Origin of the sequence: Lysobacter sp. TAB13, assembly GCF_052113885.1 — a bacterium.
In the GTDB taxonomy this organism is placed as follows: Bacteria; Pseudomonadota; Gammaproteobacteria; order Xanthomonadales; family Xanthomonadaceae; genus Lysobacter; species Lysobacter gummosus.
Genome location: NZ_JBFRDR010000021.1, coordinates 36,755 through 53,792, shown reverse-complemented (window position 1 = coordinate 53,792; position 17,038 = coordinate 36,755). Strand labels below are relative to the sequence as shown.

General features: G+C 67.3%; 18 protein-coding genes and 2 pseudogenes. 11 read left to right on the top strand and 9 right to left on the bottom strand.

All coding sequences use genetic code 11. From position 1 onward, the window contains the following. The first annotated feature begins 334 nt into the window (after positions 1-334). Together AB4Y92_RS20385 and AB4Y92_RS20380 are read left to right on the top strand one after the other, a co-directional pair. Positions 335-1,234: a HEAT repeat domain-containing protein gene (locus tag AB4Y92_RS20385; protein WP_441821326.1), complete on the top strand. Its 900-nt coding sequence runs from the start codon at positions 335-337 to the stop codon at positions 1,232-1,234. A 160-nt stretch (positions 1,235-1,394) separates the two neighbouring features. Continuing rightward, complete coding sequence (locus tag AB4Y92_RS20380) at positions 1,395-2,690, top strand: hypothetical protein (RefSeq protein WP_441821325.1); 1,296 nt, start codon at positions 1,395-1,397, stop codon at positions 2,688-2,690. A 9-nt stretch (positions 2,691-2,699) separates the two neighbouring features. Here the strand turns inward: AB4Y92_RS20380 and AB4Y92_RS20375 are convergent. Continuing rightward, a pseudogene (locus AB4Y92_RS20375) lies at positions 2,700-2,768 on the bottom strand (DUF6053 domain-containing protein); the annotation flags it as partial. Here AB4Y92_RS20375 and AB4Y92_RS20370 point away from each other — a divergent pair. Then, positions 2,737-2,811, top strand: a pseudogene (locus AB4Y92_RS20370) (DUF6053 domain-containing protein); the annotation flags it as partial. The pseudogenes AB4Y92_RS20375 and AB4Y92_RS20370 overlap by 32 nt on opposite strands. Before the next feature lie 44 nt (positions 2,812-2,855). Here the strand turns inward: AB4Y92_RS20370 and AB4Y92_RS20365 are convergent. The 4 genes from AB4Y92_RS20365 to AB4Y92_RS20350 all read right to left on the bottom strand — a co-directional run bounded on the left by AB4Y92_RS20365 (position 2,856) and on the right by AB4Y92_RS20350 (position 5,105). Continuing rightward, positions 2,856-3,497, bottom strand: a complete 642-nt coding sequence (locus AB4Y92_RS20365; protein ID WP_441821324.1) for a hypothetical protein — start codon at positions 3,495-3,497, stop codon at positions 2,856-2,858. Next, positions 3,494-4,135 (bottom strand): hypothetical protein, encoded by a 642-nt coding sequence (locus AB4Y92_RS20360; RefSeq protein ID WP_441821323.1) that lies wholly within the window; start codon positions 4,133-4,135, stop codon positions 3,494-3,496. The genes AB4Y92_RS20365 and AB4Y92_RS20360 overlap by 4 nt, the downstream gene beginning before the upstream one ends. Next, the gene (locus AB4Y92_RS20355; RefSeq protein WP_441821322.1) at positions 4,132-4,755 is read right to left on the bottom strand and encodes a hypothetical protein; all 624 of its coding nucleotides are present in this window, start codon (positions 4,753-4,755) and stop codon (positions 4,132-4,134) included. Before AB4Y92_RS20355 ends, AB4Y92_RS20360 begins: the two co-directional genes overlap by 4 nt. A gap of 143 nt (positions 4,756-4,898) precedes the next feature. Next, positions 4,899-5,105 carry a YdcH family protein gene (locus tag AB4Y92_RS20350; protein WP_057944998.1) on the bottom strand — a complete coding sequence of 69 codons (207 nt, stop codon included), beginning with the start codon at positions 5,103-5,105 and terminating at the stop codon, positions 4,899-4,901. A 352-nt stretch (positions 5,106-5,457) separates the two neighbouring features. On the opposite strand from AB4Y92_RS20350, the gene ttcA reads away from it, so the two are divergent. The 3 genes from ttcA (at position 5,458) to AB4Y92_RS20335 (ending at position 8,480) form a co-directional block, all read left to right on the top strand. Beyond that, positions 5,458-6,372 (top strand): tRNA 2-thiocytidine(32) synthetase TtcA, encoded by a 915-nt coding sequence (ttcA, locus tag AB4Y92_RS20345; RefSeq protein ID WP_441821321.1) that lies wholly within the window; start codon positions 5,458-5,460, stop codon positions 6,370-6,372. A 146-nt stretch (positions 6,373-6,518) separates the two neighbouring features. Beyond that, entirely contained in the window at positions 6,519-7,430 is a 912-nt protein-coding gene (locus AB4Y92_RS20340) for a recombination-associated protein RdgC (protein WP_057944996.1), read from the top strand. 255 nt (positions 7,431-7,685) lie between these two features. Next, complete coding sequence (locus AB4Y92_RS20335; protein WP_441821320.1) at positions 7,686-8,480, top strand: M48 family metallopeptidase; 795 nt, start codon at positions 7,686-7,688, stop codon at positions 8,478-8,480. 828 nt (positions 8,481-9,308) lie between these two features. Here the strand turns inward: AB4Y92_RS20335 and AB4Y92_RS20330 are convergent. Next, a complete protein-coding gene (locus tag AB4Y92_RS20330; RefSeq protein ID WP_441821319.1) occupies positions 9,309-10,178 on the bottom strand; it encodes an alpha/beta fold hydrolase in 870 nt (289 codons plus the stop codon). A gap of 93 nt (positions 10,179-10,271) precedes the next feature. Next, entirely contained in the window at positions 10,272-11,264 is a 993-nt protein-coding gene (gene hemH / locus AB4Y92_RS20325) for a ferrochelatase (protein ID WP_441821361.1), read from the bottom strand. A 534-nt stretch (positions 11,265-11,798) separates the two neighbouring features. Here hemH and AB4Y92_RS20320 point away from each other — a divergent pair. From AB4Y92_RS20320 to AB4Y92_RS20300, 5 genes are all read left to right on the top strand, one after another. Beyond that, positions 11,799-12,707 carry a lipid-binding SYLF domain-containing protein gene (locus AB4Y92_RS20320; RefSeq protein ID WP_441821360.1) on the top strand — a complete coding sequence of 303 codons (909 nt, stop codon included), beginning with the start codon at positions 11,799-11,801 and terminating at the stop codon, positions 12,705-12,707. A gap of 220 nt (positions 12,708-12,927) precedes the next feature. Continuing rightward, positions 12,928-13,158, top strand: a complete 231-nt coding sequence (tatA, locus tag AB4Y92_RS20315) for a Sec-independent protein translocase subunit TatA (RefSeq protein WP_057944992.1) — start codon at positions 12,928-12,930, stop codon at positions 13,156-13,158. Between the two features lie 45 nt (positions 13,159-13,203). Further along, positions 13,204-13,677 carry a Sec-independent protein translocase protein TatB gene (gene tatB / locus AB4Y92_RS20310; RefSeq protein ID WP_441821318.1) on the top strand — a complete coding sequence of 158 codons (474 nt, stop codon included), beginning with the start codon at positions 13,204-13,206 and terminating at the stop codon, positions 13,675-13,677. Beyond that, positions 13,664-14,464, top strand: a complete 801-nt coding sequence (gene tatC, locus AB4Y92_RS20305; RefSeq protein WP_057944991.1) for a twin-arginine translocase subunit TatC — start codon at positions 13,664-13,666, stop codon at positions 14,462-14,464. The genes tatB and tatC overlap by 14 nt, the downstream gene beginning before the upstream one ends. Further along, on the top strand, positions 14,461-15,210 hold the full coding sequence (locus AB4Y92_RS20300; RefSeq protein WP_441821317.1) for an RDD family protein: 750 nt from the start codon (positions 14,461-14,463) through the stop codon (positions 15,208-15,210). The genes tatC and AB4Y92_RS20300 overlap by 4 nt, the downstream gene beginning before the upstream one ends. Before the next feature lie 30 nt (positions 15,211-15,240). Here the strand turns inward: AB4Y92_RS20300 and AB4Y92_RS20295 are convergent, their stop codons facing one another. Together AB4Y92_RS20295 and AB4Y92_RS20290 are read right to left on the bottom strand one after the other, a co-directional pair. Continuing rightward, complete coding sequence (locus tag AB4Y92_RS20295; protein ID WP_441821316.1) at positions 15,241-16,164, bottom strand: hypothetical protein; 924 nt, start codon at positions 16,162-16,164, stop codon at positions 15,241-15,243. A 102-nt stretch (positions 16,165-16,266) separates the two neighbouring features. Further along, complete coding sequence (locus tag AB4Y92_RS20290) at positions 16,267-16,992, bottom strand: glutamine amidotransferase (protein WP_441821315.1); 726 nt, start codon at positions 16,990-16,992, stop codon at positions 16,267-16,269. Between the last annotated feature and the right edge of the window lie 46 nt (positions 16,993-17,038).

Below are 17,038 nucleotides of genomic sequence, written 5' to 3'. Positions count from 1 at the left end.
CGAAGCCGTCCGCGTTCGGCCGTCCGTGGCGCATCGCCCGCTGGGTGCAGGTGATTAACGCATGGGCATGCGCTCTTTCCGCACGCGTCCTTGCGTGATTTCTCCGTCGCCGGATCGCCGGCTGCAGATGCGTATTTCGCCCTTATATTTCGTGATAGATATCACGAAAATCTAGAAAAGCCCCTATAATCCCGGCGCGGTTCGGTGCAACGCCACCGCAAAGGGATGTACCAATCACAGGGGATCAGTAATGAAGTCATTTGCGTTCTTGCGAGCGGGCTGCGCTGCGCTCGCGTTGTTGTCGTTGGCGGCCTGCGCGCCGAAAGCTTACGTGGTGAAAAATCCCGTGCCCTCGGATGTGCGTTACCACGCGCAGTCCAATGAGCCGACGAAACTGGCGTTCGTGGACAATCGCGCGGCGAGTGAACGTAGCTTTCTCACCGGCACCTTGGCTTCGACCTTGATGGTCGACAAATCGCCCCTCGACCCGGGTGCGTTCCTGGCTAGCAATCTGCAGGCCGAGCTCACCGCGCGCGGCATCGCGGCGCAGGTTGGCCCGGGTCAGGACGGCGCGTTTCCGCGCATCGACCTCAAGACGTTCCGGATTCTCAATCATCGTCAGAACGGCTTTTCTCCGTATGTAACCTTCACCTACATCAGCGCCGATGTCGAAACCGCTACCGGCAAAAAGCGCCTGGGCGTGTTCGTCAAGCGCGGCAAAGTGCCGGTGTGGAGCTTCGAGGAAATCATCGAGCCCACGCTCAATCAGCCGCTGTCGCTGGCAGTGAAGGAACTGGCAGCGAAGATCGGCCGCCAGCTGTACGGCGCCAGCGCCGACGATGCGGCGGTGGCCTCGTTGAAGGCGAAAATCGCCCAGCGCAACGACAACAGTTTCATCGACGTCTATGCCCTGGGTTTCACCAACAATCCCAATGCCGTCGAAACCCTGGTCGGTTTGACCCGCGACGACGATGAGTACGTGCGTATCGCCGCGATTTCGTCGCTGGGCAACCTGCGTGCCGAAGGTCAGTTCGAACTGCTGAAGTCGATCTACGGCAGCGCCAACATCTGGCAGGACCGAGCCATGGCGATCAAGGCGATCGGCGATTTGGACACCTCCGAATCCAAGGCGTTCTTGACCGAGCAGATGGCGCATTGGAAAGGCAAGGCGTCGGACAAGGACTCGAGCAAGGAAGCCAACTGGACCATGCAGGTCATCGGCCTGTATCTGTAATTCGGCGGTGAGCGTATGAACCGGGGCGCCGTCGCATCGGCGGCGCCCCGATCCGTCTGGTAAGGAGCCGGCTATGGCGTGGCGGTAGCCTGATACTCGTCACTGCAAGCCGGCGATTCCCGCGAGTTACCATGGCGCGACTCCGTCCCGGCCGTATTCGATGTCCGCCAGCACCCTCTCGAACGTTCCGTCTGCTGCGTCGCCCGATGCGTCGGTTCGGGCCGGCGCACAGGGCTCCGGCCCCAGCGCCTGGCTCGAAATCCCGCTGCTTACCGCGCGACTGCTCTGGCGCCACTGGCCGGCGCTGGCGTTCTGGTTCTTCGCCCAGCGGGTGTCCTACAACCTGTTGATGGACCTGGCGGTCAAGCTCGGCGAGCGCTCGGTGCTGCTGTCGTTCGCGGCCTTGTCGCTGCTGATCGTGACCCAGCTGGCCGGGACCATCCTGATGTTCCAGTCGCTGCGTCCGTCGCTGCCGATGCTCGCCGGCGGCGCGACCACGCCCGACACCGCCGCGGTGCGCAAGCAGTGGATTACCGCGCTGGCGATCGCGATGCTGCCGTTCTTCGCCTATTACGCCGGTTGGGGCCTGCTCGAAGACCTGCGCCGGCAGTTCCGCACCGAATACATCTTCAGCGTGTGGGACAAGGAAAACCTCAACCGCGTGCTGCAGCTCAAGGGGCTGTGGATCGCGCTCGCGGTGGCCTGGGCGGTGCGCTGGTTCAGCAAGCGCCGCGCGACCGCGACCGGGCATGCGGCGTGGAACGTGGTCGCGACCAGTTGCGAGGCCTATTGGGTGTTCGTCGGCGTGGCCGCGATCGCGCAGGTGATGACGGCCGGCAAGGACTGGTGGCATGAGCGCGTGGTCTACGTCGCCGCGACCGACTGGTGGGAAAGCCCGACCGCGTTGTTCAAGACCCTGGCGCCGGCCAAGCGCACGCTGGCGCCGCTGTGGGATTTCGTCAGCACCGCCGCGGGCGCGGTGGCCTTGCCGCTGATCTGGCTGGCGATCACCGCGATCATCTACGGCATCGACCTGCGCCGCGCGCAGCGCATCGACGCGGCCGACGAACACCTGGGCAAGATGGTCGAGCGCTTCAAGGCGATGCACTTCACCCTGCGCATGCTCGCCGACAAGGCCAGCGCCGGCTGGAGCAGCAAGGGCGTGCCGGTGGTCAACAGTCTGCGCCTGGTGCTGCGCGCGGGGCTGCCGGCGTTGTTGACGCTGTGCGTGTGCTGGCAGCTGCTGTCGTATATCGATTCGTGGTCGTGGCGGCTGATGCAGCAGTGGGTCGGTCCGCAGGATCCGGATTGGCAGCGCGTCAGCGGGCAGGTGTACGCGGTGTTTCTCAACACGCCGCTGTCGTTCCGCACCTCGCTGCTGACCGATGTGCTGCGGGTGGTGTTGCTGGCGGCGACGTTCGATCGGGCGATCGCGCGGTTGCCGCGCAGCGCTTAAGCCGCGAAGTTACCGCGCGGCCCCGGAATTTTTTGTAGGAGGGCCTTCAGGCCCGATGCTTTTCGATCCGATCGCAGCGAAAGTTCATCGCCGCGGATCGAAAAGCATCGGGCCTGAAGGCCCTCCCACAACAGACCTCAAAGTGGCTCGGCCGAGCCGACCGGACTACAACGCGAAATCCAGATACCGGCCCTTGGCCGTTTCCGAATTACGCAACTCGATCCGCGCCCGCAGCCCCTCCATCGTCTGCCCGCGCGGCAGCAGATACGCATGCTGGAACGCGAACGGCCGCCCCGGCACCGCCAGAATCTGCTTGAACGAAGAGTCGTAGCCACTGCCGCAGGTCGTCGGCAACTTGGCGCCGCTCAGGCGCGGCAGCTGTGCGGGATTGGCTTCCCACAACCGGCCCTTGGCATCGGCGACGCTGCCGCGGCACGCGTCCAGCGTGGCGGTCTTGGTGCCTGAATCCGGAATCACTTCGAAGCGCACCAGCAGCACGCCGGCGTCCTTGCGCAACGAGCCGAGGATGCGCGGATCGCGCGGCGCCAGCGCTTCGGCGCTCACCAGTCGCCAGCGCGCGCCCTCGTACTGCGTCCACGCGCTCTTGCCTGCGGCGACCGGTTGGCTGGGATGGCGCTGGCGATAGCTGCCCAGCGCTTCGCGGTAGGGCGCATAGATCGCCCACGTGCCCAGCACCGCGGTGCCGAGCAGCCACCACACGTTGCGGCGCCACCAGCCGGCCGGCGCGGGCGCGGACGCCGGAACGGCGGCGACTTGAATGGGTTCGGAGGTCGTGGGCGAATTCATGGGCGCAGATCCAGAACCGGTTTGGCCTCGGCGGCGAGCTTGCGCGCGCGCGCGGCGTCGATGCCCAGATCGACATCGACCAGGCTGTCGCCGCCCTGCGGCAACAGATTGCCCCAGTACAACTGCAGGTGCGCGCCTTCGAGTTTGTCCGCGGGCACTTCGAAGAACCAGGCGCCGCTCTCGACCAGGCCCGGCGCCAGCGCGCGATCGCGCAGGTTGGTGCCCTTGAGCTTGGGCCGTTCGTCGCTGGAGGCGACATAGACCAGGCCGTCGCGGGTGCGCAACTGCGCGCCCAGGTAGCCAGGATGATCGAACGCCTCGACCTTGGCCACCACCGACAGCCACAGGCCCGAGGTACGCAGTAAATAATCGCCGGGACGGGAGTAGTCGCCCTTGAGCAGATACGCGTGCGCGGCCTTGACGTTGCCGACCTCGACCGCGAAGTTGCGCCCCGCCACGCGGCCCGGCGCCTTCGCCGCCTGCAGCAGCGGTGCGTCACGTTCTTCGTAGGTCGATTCGCCCTTGCGCAGCGCCACCACCGCGATCAGCGCCAGCGCGATCCACAGCGCATCGCGCCAACGCCAGCGCGGCAGGCGCCAGCGCGCGGGCGCGGCGGCCGGTCCGATCGGCGCGCTCATGGCGCCACCATGCGGTCGCGCAGATCGCTCACCGCGATCCGGTACTTGGCCGCCGGCTTGCCTTGCAGCCATGCGCCTTCATCGTTGAGATAGGCCTTGGCCTTGTAGTCGCGAGCGAACACGCCGAAGGTCTCCTGCGGCGAATAAACGTAATTTTTGGGTAGATCCCAGACCAAATCCACGCGCTGCTTCATGCGCGGATGCAGGTCGGCGACGATGGTGTGATCGTCGGACATCATCAAGCTTTGGGCGGGGATGGGAGTGCCGCCCTTCGAGACCAGGATCAGATCTTTGAGCGGATAGCCGAAGCCGCTGAAACTGCGCGGCGTGCGGTTCTCGATCTCGACCTGCAGCACCAGATACAGCTTGCCCTGATTGAAGGCATCGACCTGGCCGCCGGGCTTGTAGCGCGCGACCCAGGCGCGCAGCGGCGTCGCCGCCATCGCCCCGCCCTGGTAACGATGGCCGGCCTGATACTGCGGCAGCGGCTTGGTCACGCTCTTGGCCTGCTTGAAGCCGCCGAGCGCGAAGGTCAGCACCAGCGCGATCGCGGCCACGGCCGTGGCGCCCTGCCACCAGGGATTGCGTGCCGCTTTGACCAGTTCGTCCTTGTTCGCCATGCCGCTGCCTGCCATCGGGTGGCGGCACCCTAGCACAGCCGATGTGCCTCGCTGCAGCTGGGTTTCGCACTAGATGGACATGACAGCGCCGTCGCTGCAGGGATCGCCGCGCGAGACGGTTTGCGCGCCCCGGGCGGCGCGGCTCAGGCGGGTTCGTCGGGAATCAGCGCGCTCTCCAGCCGCGCGATGCAGTCCTTCAGCCATAGCCGGCGTTTCTTCAACCGTTTGACCGTGAGTTCGTCCGCGTTGGCGTCCAGCGCCAGACGGTCGATCGCCAGATCGAGGTCGCGATGTTCCAACCGCAGATGGGCCAGTTGGTGCGTTATTGCGGCGGGATCGCTTTCGATCATCCGATGAGCTTAACGCGCGCGGATGTCGATTCCATATCCCCCTGGCGCGACGGACGATCGGGATCGGTGCCGGGCATGGCGGCGGGGCGCTCGTGCGGGGGCGATTCGGTTCGTTGCCATGCTCCGTGGGCGCCGGGCGGTGCGCCGCATCGGGGGCAAGCAGGGGTTTTGTTAATATTTTGTTGGGCCGGAGTAGCGCCGTCCGCGCGCGGCGACAGCAAAGCAGCTCAGCCCAAGGCCGCGCCAGCGCTCAAGGGCGAGCGAACCGGTCCGCGCGCCGCATCCCAGGCGCCGGGCCCGGAGCGCCGCGGTTCGCCGTGACCGGCGCGCAGCCCGTAGAATCGTCGGCCACATGAGCACCGTCCTGCCCCTCGCCGAACCCGTCCGCCGCAGTCGCGCCGACACCTCCGCTGCCCCCGCCCCCGACGGCGAGCGCCTGGCGACCCGCCTGCGCCATCAGGTCGGCCGCGCCATCGCCGACTTCGGCATGATCGAAGACGGCGACAAGGTCATGGTCTGCCTGTCCGGCGGCAAGGACAGCTACACCCTGCTCGACATCCTTCTGCAGTTGCAGAAGAAGGCGCCGGTGAAGTTCGAGCTGGTCGCGGTGAACCTGGACCAGAAGCAGCCGGATTTCCCCGAGCACGTGCTGCCGGGATATCTGCAATCGATCGGGGTGCCGTACAAGATCCTGGAACAGGACACCTATTCGGTCGTCACGCGGGTGGTGCCGGAAGGCAAGACCATGTGTTCGCTGTGCTCGCGGCTGCGGCGCGGGGCGCTTTACACCTACGCGGCCGAGCAAGGGTTCACCAAGATCGCGCTCGGGCATCATCGCGACGATCTGGTCGCCACCTTCTTCCTCAACCTGTTCTTCCACGCCAAGCTCAGCGGCATGCCGCCCAAGCTGCTGTCCGACGACGGCAAGCACGTGGTGATCCGGCCGCTGGCCTACGTGCGCGAAGACGACATCGTCGATTACGCCGCGATCAAGCAGTTCCCGATCATCCCGTGCAACCTGTGCGGCTCGCAGGAAAACCTGCAGCGCAAGCAGGTCAAGCGCATGATGGATGCGTGGGAGCGCGAAACGCCCGGCCGCATCGAAACGATTTCGCGCGCGCTGGGCGATATCCGGCCGTCGCAGTTGAGCGATCCGAAGCTGTTCGATTTTCTGGGGTTGGGTAAGGCCGGTGCCGCACCCATGACAGATGCACCGGTGTGGCTGGACGAATCGTCCGCCGACACGAACGCAACGCCAGTTGGTTAACCCCGGATTTCCCCGGCCCGTTGTTCCCGCGAAGGCGGGAATCCAGGGCTTTATCGCGGTATGACTCTGAAGTCTCTGGATTCCCGCCTTCGCGGGAATGACGAGCAAGAGCATTCGACTCCATTCCTATTCAATTCGGTCCTTCGATGTTCTTCCGCAACCTGACGTTCTTCCGCTTCCCCACCACCCACAAACTCGACGATCTCGACAAAGGCCTGGCCGAATGCGCGCTCAAGCCGGTCGGTCCGCTGGAGCTGTCCTCGCGCGGTTTCATCTCGCCGTTCGGGCGCGACGCCGAGGACGCGATGATGAGCAACCGCATCGGCGACGCGATCTGGATCACCGTCGGCAGCGAAGACCGCCTGCTGCCCGGATCGGTCATCAACGACATGCTGGCCAAGAAACTGGCCGAGATCGAACAGAAAGAAGGCCGCAAACCCGGCGGCCGCACGCGCAAGCGGGTCAAGGACGAACTCATCGTCGATCTGATGCCGCGCGCGTTCATCAAGCCCGGCCGCACCGACGCGATCATCGACCTGGAGCACGGGCTGGTCATCGTCGATACCTCCAGCCGCAAGACCGGCGAGAACGTGATCAGCGAAATCCGCCGCGCCATCGGCAGTTTTCCGGCGTTGCCGCTGAACGCGGAAATCGCCCCGCGCTCGATCCTGACCGGCTGGGTCGCCGGCGAGGAATTGCCCGACGGCATCAGCCTGGGCGACGAATGCGAACTGCGCGATCCGGTCGATCAGGGCGCGGTGGTCAAGTGCCAGCGCCAGGAGCTGGAAAGCGATGAAATCGCCAAGCACCTGGAAACCGGCAAGCAGGTCACGCGCCTGGCGCTGAGCCTGGACGATCACGTGTCGTTCGTGATCGGCGAGGACCTGGTCGTGCGCAAGTTCAAGCTGCTCGACGGCGCGGTGGATCAGCTCGAACACAGCGACGGCGACGGCCTGCGCGCCGAACTCGACGCGCGCTTCGCGCTGATGAGCGGCGAGGTGAAGCGTTTGTTCCGGGTGCTGGAGTCGGCGTTGAAGTTGTCCAAGGTCGAAGCTTGACGGCGCAGATCTGAGCCGATTGCGATTCGAGGTGGGGCGGGCTTCATCCGCCTCCGCCTTCGCGGGAGGCAGCCTTTCCAGGCACCTTCTTCCAGAGCGGGAGAAGGGACTTAGCGCCCCGAGTCCCGGGAGCCCCTCTCCCGCTGGCGGGAGAGGGGTTGGGGTGAGGGCTCTGGCGACATCGTTGAACTCCCGAGCCGACATCAACTTCGCGCCTCGCAAGCGCTATGCTTCGCCCATGGCGGTCCCCCACCCATGACGAGCCTTCTGCGCCTGCTCACCGGCCAGCTGCGTGCTGCGCCGCGCACGATCTCGCGCGAAACCATCGCGATCACCCTCGCCAACGGCCAGACCGTCGAGGTGCTGCGCGTGCGCGATCCGCGCGCGCGCCGGATCAAACTCAGCGTCGATGAGCGCGGCCCGCGCCTGACCCTGCCGATGCGCGCCAGCGACATCGCCGGGCAGCGATTCGTGATCCAGCACGGCGAGTGGCTGCTGGCGCAGATCGCCAGCGCCGGCACCGATGCGCCCAGCCTGCAGGCGCACCTCAGCACCAGCATTCCGCTGCGAGGGCGCGACATGCCGCTGCGTTGGCAGGTCGCGCGCTATCTGCGCCTGCAGCTGGAAGACGACGCGTTGGTCGTCGCCGCGCCGGAAACGGTGAACGCCAAAGCCCTGCAACGTGCGCTGCGCGATTTCTACGAAGGCCAGGCCCGCGCCGACGTCGGCCGCTGGCTGCCCAAATACCTGCCGGGCCTGCCGCGCGCGCCGTCGCGCCTGCGTTACCGGGTCATGTCCTCGCAATGGGGTTCGCTCGCGCCCGACGGCGCGCTGTCGCTGGACCTGTCGCTGGTGCTGGCGCCGCCGGCCGCGTTCGAATACGTGCTGGTGCATGAGCTGTGCCACCTGATCCACGCCGACCATTCGCGCGCGTTCTGGCGCGAAGTGGAAGCGCGCTGTCCGGATTGGCGCGATCAGCGCGAGTATTTTCGCGCCTCGGGGCGCGCGCTCAAGGCGGGTCTGCGGCGGTTGATTGCGGACGATAAGTAGAGCTGCGTAGTCGTATTGAACGATGCCACTGCTGTTCCCCCCTTTGAAAAAGGGGGGCAGGGGGGATTCGCTCTCCGATCAGATCGCAGCGCCGCCGGGCAAAAAGCAAATCCCCCGCGCGAGCCAGGATGTTCAGACATCGTGCTTGCTCAGCGCGCAGCCCCCTTTTTCAAAGGGGGCATATTGCCGCCGCTTGCTCGGGGGATTTCCACCCTCGACGCCACCGCTGTTCCCCCCTTTGAAAAAGGGGGGCAGGGGGGATTCGCTTTTACGATCAGATCGCAGCGCTGCCGGGCAAAAAAGCAAATCCCCCGCGCGAGCCGGGATGCTCAGACCTCGTGCCTGCTCAGCGCGCAGCCCCCTTTTTCAAAGGGGGCATATTGCCGCCGCTTGTTCGCGGGACTTCCACCCCGACGTTGCCGCTGTTCCCCCCTTTGAAAAAGGGGGGCAGGGGGGATTCGCTCTCCGATCAGATCGCAGCGCCGCCGGGCAAAAAGCAAATCCCCCGCGCGAGCCGGGATGCTCAGACTTCGTGCCTGCTCAGCGCGCAGCCCCCTTTTTCAAAGGGGGCATATTGCCGCCGCTTGATCGGGGGATTTACACCCTCGACGCCACTGCTGTTCCCCCCCTTTGAAAAAGGGGGGCAGGGGGGATTCGCTTTTACGATCAGATCGCAGCGCTGCCGGGCAAAAAAGCAAATCCCCCGCGGGAGCCGGGATGTTCAGACATCTTGCCTGCTCGGCGCGCCGCCCCCTTTTTCAAAGTGGGCTTTGGATTTTGCAGTGGCTCATGGACGTGTACGCACGAGCGCCGCACAACCCACCCACCTCACCCCGCCGTCAAAAAATTCTGAAACAACTCACCAACCGCTCCGGGCCGTTCCATATGCAGATGATGCGTCCCCGGCAGCGTATGCAACTCGCCGTGAGCCAGCAGCGTCGCGCGTTCGCGGCGCAATGCATCGGGCATGTAGCTCTGCGCCGGGTCGGCCCAGATCATGCAGGTCGGGCATTCGATGGCGCGGATCAACGAGCGCATCTGGCCTTCGCTCATGCGCTGCGCCGAGGTCAAGGTCAGGCGCGGATCGCTGCGCCAGACGAAACCGCCCTGATGGTTGTCGCCGCGCACCGGCGCGATTCCGCGCTCCACCAGCAACCGCGTCACCGGTTCGCTGAGATCGTTGGCGGCCATGCGCACCTTCACCGCACTGGCGATGTCGGCGAACACACGCAATTGTTTGTTGTTGACCGCCGCCATGCCGGCGAAGGCTTCGCGCAGACGGGTGCCGGCTCGTTCTTCGGTTTCCGACAGCGAACCCAGGGCTTCGATCAGCAGCAAGCGCTGCACCCGCTGCGGCGTGGCCGCGGCGACGAAGCTGGCGGTCGCGCCGCCGAGCGAATGACCGAGCAGATGGAACCGATCCCAGCCCAGGGCGTCGGCGATCGCCAGCGCGGCGCGGGTGGCGGTGGTCATGCTGTATTCGCCGGCCGCGGGCAAATGCGCGCTGGCGCCGTGGCCGGGCAGATCGGGCGCGACCAGATCGAAGCCTTCGAACCACGGCGCCAGCGGCACGAAGCTGGCGGCGTTGTCCAGCCAGCCGTGCAAGGCCAGCAGGCGCGGTGCGCCGACGCGGCCGTTGCGTAGTCCGGCCAGACGGCCGAACTCGGTATCGACGACGAATTCCTGCATTGCGGCCATCAATGGGTTCCTGTCACTGCCTTGTTCCGTGCCCGGTTCGCATCAGACCACGCACCGGTGACAGCGCGTATCGACCGCTGCCGCATTCCGGCGTCATTCCCAGTCCGCGAGTTCGCGCTGCACCACGCCGGCCAGGGCCGCCGCGTGCGCGGGCGAATCGTTGAGGCAGGGCACGTAACGCAGCTGGCCGCCGCGCGCGGCGAAGTCTTCCGCCAGCATCAGCGCGACTTCCTCCAGCGTCTCCAGGCAATCCACCGCGAAGCCCGGCGCGACCACGTCTACCTTGCGCACGCCGCGCGCGGCCAGCGCGGTCAGGGTGTCGGCGGTGGCCGGCTCCAGCCAGCGCTCGCGGCCGAAACGCGACTGATAGCTCAGCGTCCACGCCTCGTCAGGCAGGTCCAGCGACTGCGCGATCGCGCGCGCGCTGGCTTCGCACTGACGCGGATACGGGTCGCCGGCGGCGGCGAAACGCTGCGGCAAGCCGTGGAAGGAGAACAGCAGGTGCTCGCCGGCGCCGTGGTTGGCGCGGTGGCGATGGATCGAATCGGCGACCGCGGCGATCCATTCCGGGTCCAGGTGGTAATCGCCGATCATCCGCGTGCGCAGCCCCTGCGCCTGCTCCAGCACGTCGCTGACCGAGGCGGTGGTGGAGGTCGAATACTGCGGATACAGCGGCAAGGCCACGACCCGCTTCACGCCCTCGCTGCGCAGTTGCTGCAGCAGTTGCTTCCACGACGGCTTGCCGTAACGCATCGCGTGCAGCACGCGATGCTGCGGCAGTTCGCGCTGTACCGCTTCGGCCAGGCGCCGGGTGTGCACGGCCAGCGGCGAGCCTTCCGGCAGCCACACGCTGGCGTATTTATGCGCGACCTTGCTGCTGCGCAGCGGCAGGATCGCGAAATGCAGCAGCGGGCACCACAGCCAGCGGCTCATGTCCACGACGCGATGGTCGTGCAGGAATTCGGAGAGGAAGCGCCGCACGGCCGAGGTGTTGGGCGCGTCCGGCGTCCCCAGATTGACCAGCACCACCGCGGTGTCGGCGGCGGAGCGGGACGGGGGAGCGTCGATGCTGGCGGAGGCGGGCATGCGCATAGGATGACATCCGCGCGCCGGCCTGGGCACTCGCCGCGGCATCGTTGTTTTCGATCGGGGCGATCAGCAGCGTCGATGGCGCTTCGCTCGGCCGCGCCCGAAGCGGCGCAAATCATCGCGAAACGGCGCCGGCGCGATGCGCTCGGTGCGACCGCGCGTCGCGGTCTCGCCGATGCGGCCCGATTCGCAGTCGCTAAACCCAAAAGCGCACCGATCGAATGAGACATCCGCCGCAAGCCCGCCGCGCCGATGCGCACGCCCCGGCGTTCGCCGGCCTACAATGCGCCGCGCATCGCGCGCGATACGGCGCGGCGGCGGCATCGATGCGGCATCGCGATGCCTTGCGTCGCGGCCGCGGCCCGCATCCCCGGTCAGGCGGCAGTTAGGCGGTGATTCATCGCCGCCGCACTAGCCTGAACCGATCGCCGTCGTCGCGGTCATAGATATAGACAGCGTCATGGCCCCGGGCTTGTCGCCCGCGGCGCATCACATCCCGCACCATCGCCGGAGTTCCCCATGTCCCGTCCGCTGCCCCGCGTCCTGAGTCTGAGCCTCGCCCTGAGCCTGGGCCTCGCCGCCACCGCCGCCATGGCCGGTCCGACCGAGGACCAGCGCGCCCGCGATGCGGTGCGCGTGCTCGGCGATATCCAGCAGATTCCCGAATCCTCGATTCCCGACAAGCTCTTCGACGAAGCGCGCGCGATCGTCGTGGTGCCCGATACTCTGAAGATCGGCCTGGTCGTCGGCGGACGCCGCGGCCACGGCCTGGTGTCGGTGAAGAATCCCGACGGCACCTGGTCCAACCCCAGCTTCGTCAAGCTCACCGGCGGCAGCGTCGGCTTCCAGGCCGGTGTGCAGTCTTCCGACATCGTGCTGGTGTTCCGCGGCAACCGCGGCCTGGATTCGATCGTCAACGGCAAGCTGACCCTCGGCGCCGACGCCAGTGTCGCCGCCGGGCCGGTCGGGCGCACCGCCGCCGCCGCCACCGACGGCCAGCTCAAGGCCGAAATCTGGTCGTGGTCGCGCGCGCGCGGCCTGTTCGCCGGCATCGCCCTCGACGGCGCCGCCTTGTCGATCGACGACGACGCCAATCAAGCCGTCTACGGCGAAGGCAACACGCCGCGGATGATTTTCGAAGGCCGCGCCACCGGCCAGCCGTCCTCGGCGGTGGTGGATTTCCGCGATCGCCTGGAAGAAGCCAACGCCGCCGCGCGCGAGCATCGCCTGGCCGAAGAACAGCGCACGCCGCTGGGCGCGACGGTGTATCCGGCCGCCGGCACCACCCAGGCCGCCCCGGCCCAGCCCGCCGCCGCGGCGCGCGCGCCGGCGCACGAGCGCCTGGCGCCGGCGGTGCCCGAGCAGCCCGCGCAGGGCCCCAAGCCGTTCGAAACCGTGCCGGCGCAGCCCAATCCGGCCAAGGTCGAACCGCTGCCCTGAGGCCGCCGCGCGCCGGATCGCGGGTCGCCGACCCGCTGCCGGCGCGATCGCGCCGCGGCCCCATTCAGTCGTTCGCGGCCTAGACCGTGCCGAATCGGCTCGGTCGAGGGCCGGTCGAATGCCGATAAGGATCGCGCGATCAGACAGGACCTTCGCCACATTGGCTTAGCGATGGTTGCGGTATCCTTGCCCTCTTCATCATTCAGCAGTGAGCATCGTCATGGGCGCCTGGGGCATCGGTCATTGGATTGTCGTCCTTGTCATCGTGCTGCTGATCTTCGGCACCAAGCGACTGGGCTCGGTCGGCAAGGATCTCGGCGACGCGGTCAAGGGCTTCAAGAAGGGCATGCAGGACGACGACAAGCCGTCGCAGCAACTGCCTAACGACAGCACCCGCAACGACACTACCAACAGCACGCAGTCGCGCGACAACGAACAGAACCCGCGCTGAGTCCGGTCTGTTGCGTCATCGACTTCCCCCGCCCGGCATACGCGCATGTTCGACATAGGCTTCTCGGAAGTCTTCGTGATCGCGATCGTGGCCTTGATCGTGCTCGGCCCCGAGCGCCTGCCCAAGGCCGCGCGGTTCGCCGGCCTGTGGGTGCGGCGCGCGCGCGCGCAGTGGTATTCGGTCAAGTCCGAGCTCGAGAACGAGCTGGCCGACGAAGAACTCAAGCGCAGCCTGCGCCAGGCCCAGGACGATCTGCGCCAGGTACAGGAGCAACTGCGCAACAGCGATCAGGCCGTGCGCAACGAAGTCGATGAGTTGAACCGCAGCATCGCCGCGCCCGTGGGCGTCGCCGCGGCGACGCAACCCGCGCTTGAGGCGCCGGCCGACAGCGGCGAAGCGGCCGCCGCCGCGCCGCCGGCCGCCGAACCCGCCGCCCCGGCCGACGACTACACCGGCGCGGCCTTGCCCGACTATCGCCCCGCCTCCACCGCGCAGACGCCGAACGATGAGCGACGCTGATCCCCGCTCCGGCGACCTCAACGAAGAGGCCGCGGCCGAACCGCGCCTGCTCGATCACCTGATCGAACTGCGCGCGCGCCTGCTGCGCGGCGTGACCGGTCTGATCGTCGTCTTCCTGGGCCTGCTGCCGTTCGCGAACAAGCTCTACCACTTCCTGGCCACGCCGCTGCTGGCCAAGCTGCCGGCCGGCAGCCAGCTGATCGCGGTGGAGGTGGCCTCGCCGTTCTCCGCGCCGCTGAAACTGGCGTTCTTCGCCGCGCTGATGATCTCGATGCCGTGGCTGCTGTTCCAGGCCTGGGCCTTCGTCGCGCCGGGCTTGTACAAGCGCGAGAAACGCCTGGCCCTGCCGCTGCTGGCCTCGGCGCTGGTGCTGTTCTACGCCGGCTGCGCGTTCGCGTTCTTCCTGGTGCTGCCGTCGGTGTTCGGTTTCCTGGTCAAGATCACGCCGACGGGCGTGTCGATGATGACCGACATCAACGCCTACCTGGATTTCGTGCTGATCCTGTTCCTGGCCTTCGGCATCAGTTTCGAAGTGCCGGTGGCGCTGGTGATCCTGGTGCTGCTGGGCTGGGTCACGCCGGCGCAGCTCAAGGAAGGCCGCGGTTACGCCGTGGTCGGCATCTTCATCGTCGCCGCGGTGATCACGCCGCCGGACGTGGTTTCGCAGCTCATGCTCGCCATTCCGATGTGCCTGCTGTACGAGATGGGCATCATCGCGGCGAAGTGGGTCGGCTCCGATCGCCGCGACGCCGACGATCCTTCGCCCGGCGACGCGCGCGGCCCATGAGTTCGCCGGCCCCGTCGGCGACCGCATCGCCCACGGTGGCCGCGCCCGCCGCCGCATTGCTTCCGGCCGGATTCTGGCCGCGCTACATGGCCTGGTCCCTGGACGCGCTCTTGATCGCCGTTTTGACCTGCGTGATCGGCGCCAGCCATTGGCGCCATCAGGCCGCCGCCGCGCGCGAAGCCTATGCGGCGATGAACGCACGCATGGCCGAAATGATGTCCGCCTCAGTGCTCAGCGACATGGATTTCGCCGGCTACGCGCAGCAACTGTTGGCCGATCCGACCCTGCACGCGGCCGCACAAGCCACCACCGCCGCCGTCACCGGCTTGGTGCTGGGCTGGATCGTGCTGTTCGCCTTGTTCGGCCTGGTCTACGAGCTGGCGTTCGTCGCGTTTTCGTCGTGGCAGGCCACGCCGGGCAAGCGCGCGCTGGGCCTGCGCGTGACCGACATGGCCGGTCGCCGGCTCGGCGTCGGCGCGGTGGCGGTGCGTTATCTCGGCGGCGCGCTGTCGTGGCTGACCTTGAACATCGGCCACGTGATGGCGATGGCCAAACCCGAGCATCGCGCCCTGCACGACCGCATCGCCGGCGCGCGGGTGTTGCGCGCGGGCGACGGGCGGGTGCCGTTGTGGGGCTGGGCCTGGCTGCTGCTGCAGGCCTTCGCCACCTTGGCCGCGTGTGTGTGGTTGATGCGGGCGATGCAGGCGGCGATGGACGCGGCGCTGTTCGAAAGCGGCGCGATCTAAGCCGCGCCGCTCAACGCCGCGCGATCGGGCTCAGGCCTCGAAATGCCCTGGATTCGCGGCCGCCGCCGGCGCGGTCGGCGCGTCTTCGTCCTGCGCGAACACATCGCGCCAGGCGAAATAGCAGGTGCCGCACATCACCACCAGGAACGCGGTGCCGTACACCGCGAACAAGGCCATCACCAGCAGTTGTCCGACCGTCGGCGCGAGCAGCGAACCCAGCTGCATCAGCAGCAGCGAGGCCACGCTGACCAGCAGGCCGGTGATCATCGCGCCGAACATGAACAACATCGCCGCGAACAGATACGAGCCCAGGTTCCACAGCGACGCGCCCAGACTGCGCTTGACCGCATCGGAAATGCCCAGCCCGGAGAACATGATCAGCGGCACCGACACCAGCACCACCGCGGTGCTGAAGTAGTAGTAGGCCAACTGCACCAGGATCACCAGCATGGGTTGTTCCGCGCTGGGCACGTTGGTGATGCGGCCGGTGATGGCGCCGCGCGCCATGTCCTGATATTGCGACCAGAAATCCGGCCCGGTCGCCCACAGCAGCAGCGAGCCGCAGATCAGCGCCAGCGCGATCTGGATCAGGCCCAGCAGCGCCAGCGGCAGCGCCTTGTGCAGGCGCAGCGGCGCGAACAGATCGCGCGCGCGCACCGGCCGGTTGTTCTCGGCTTCGCGGATCACGTGCATCAGCCCGCCCAGCAGCACCGGCAGCACCAGCACCGCGGCCAGCACCGCCAGCACCAGGGTGGAGATGAAGCTGTCCATGCTGATCGAATCCGCGCCCAGCCGCAGCGGCATGGTGAACAGGTACAGCACCAGGTACAGCACCGCGATCAACAGCAAGGCCGCGCCGAAGATCGCGCGCGGATTGCGCGTACCCAGGTTGATGGCGCGGATCAGCCACTGCGCGCCGTGGGTCAGCGGTACCTTGCGTATCGGTTGGCTCATCGGATCGATCCCGGGGGGAGAGGGAACAAGGGCGCGCCGTGTACGCACGGCGCCACGGCGAAGGCCGGAACCGCGCGGCGCGGCCGTCGCGAAACCGCGGGCTCAGCGCCCGTGCAGCGCACGCGCATGGCCGACGAAACGGCGCAGCACGCGCCGGGCATGCGGCGCGGCGCTGACGTTGCCGGCGATGGTCTTCGGGCAATGGCCTTCCGCGCGCAACGCATCGCGGCGCGCGCGCACGTAACCGAGCATGTGCGTGGCGCTGAATTCGGGATGGAACTGCACGCCCCAGGCATGATCGCCCCAGCGAAACGCGTGGCAGGCATCGTGCGCCGAGCGCGCCAGCACGGTGGCGCCATCGGGCGCGCGCAGCACGGTCTGCAGATGCGTGGCCTGGGCCGGGAATTGGCTCGGCAGGCCGCGGAACAGCGGGTCGTGCTCGGCGCTGGAATGCAGCTCCAGCCCGATCGTGCCCATCTCGCGCCCGCCCGGGTGATTGCCGACTTCGCCGCCCAGCGCATGCGCGAGCAGCTGATGGCCATAGCAGATGCCGAACAAGGGCAGGTGGGCGTGGGCGGCTTCGCGCAGCCAGTCGGCGCTGCGCTCGCTCCACGGCGCGCGGTCGGTGACCATCGCGCCCGAACCGGTCACGATCGCCCCGGCGAAACCTTCGCGGCTGGGCAGTTGTTCGCCGTGTTCGACGTTGATCACGACTGCCTCATCGCGGCCCAAACCGGCGGCGACGCGGATCCAGTGCGGAAAACCGCGGTGACGGCGCATGGAGGCGACCGGCTGGCCGGTCTCAACGATCAGAAAGGGCGGGTTCACGGCGTGGCGTCGAGGGGGGATGGGCGCTGCTGAAATCCGGGGTGAA

Bases quoted from the DNA above. Each gene is read 5' to 3' on its own strand.
- AB4Y92_RS20380 (WP_441821325.1), top strand. From the start codon at position 1,395: ATGTCCGCCAGCACCCTCTCGAACGTTCCGTCTGCTGCGTCGCCCGAT.
- AB4Y92_RS20365 (WP_441821324.1), bottom strand. From the start codon at position 3,497: ATGAATTCGCCCACGACCTCCGAACCCATTCAAGTCGCCGCCGTTCCG.
- AB4Y92_RS20360 (WP_441821323.1), bottom strand. From the start codon at position 4,135: ATGAGCGCGCCGATCGGACCGGCCGCCGCGCCCGCGCGCTGGCGCCTG.
- AB4Y92_RS20355 (WP_441821322.1), bottom strand. From the start codon at position 4,755: ATGGCGAACAAGGACGAACTGGTCAAAGCGGCACGCAATCCCTGGTGG.
- AB4Y92_RS20350 (WP_057944998.1), bottom strand. From the start codon at position 5,105: ATGATCGAAAGCGATCCCGCCGCAATAACGCACCAACTGGCCCATCTG.
- ttcA (WP_441821321.1), top strand. From the start codon at position 5,458: ATGAGCACCGTCCTGCCCCTCGCCGAACCCGTCCGCCGCAGTCGCGCC.
- AB4Y92_RS20340 (WP_057944996.1), top strand. From the start codon at position 6,519: ATGTTCTTCCGCAACCTGACGTTCTTCCGCTTCCCCACCACCCACAAA.
- AB4Y92_RS20335 (WP_441821320.1), top strand. From the start codon at position 7,686: ATGACGAGCCTTCTGCGCCTGCTCACCGGCCAGCTGCGTGCTGCGCCG.
- AB4Y92_RS20330 (WP_441821319.1), bottom strand. From the start codon at position 10,178: ATGGCCGCAATGCAGGAATTCGTCGTCGATACCGAGTTCGGCCGTCTG.
- hemH (WP_441821361.1), bottom strand. From the start codon at position 11,264: ATGCCCGCCTCCGCCAGCATCGACGCTCCCCCGTCCCGCTCCGCCGCC.
- tatA (WP_057944992.1), top strand. From the start codon at position 12,928: ATGGGCGCCTGGGGCATCGGTCATTGGATTGTCGTCCTTGTCATCGTG.
- tatB (WP_441821318.1), top strand. From the start codon at position 13,204: ATGTTCGACATAGGCTTCTCGGAAGTCTTCGTGATCGCGATCGTGGCC.
- tatC (WP_057944991.1), top strand. From the start codon at position 13,664: ATGAGCGACGCTGATCCCCGCTCCGGCGACCTCAACGAAGAGGCCGCG.
- AB4Y92_RS20300 (WP_441821317.1), top strand. From the start codon at position 14,461: ATGAGTTCGCCGGCCCCGTCGGCGACCGCATCGCCCACGGTGGCCGCG.
- AB4Y92_RS20295 (WP_441821316.1), bottom strand. From the start codon at position 16,164: ATGAGCCAACCGATACGCAAGGTACCGCTGACCCACGGCGCGCAGTGG.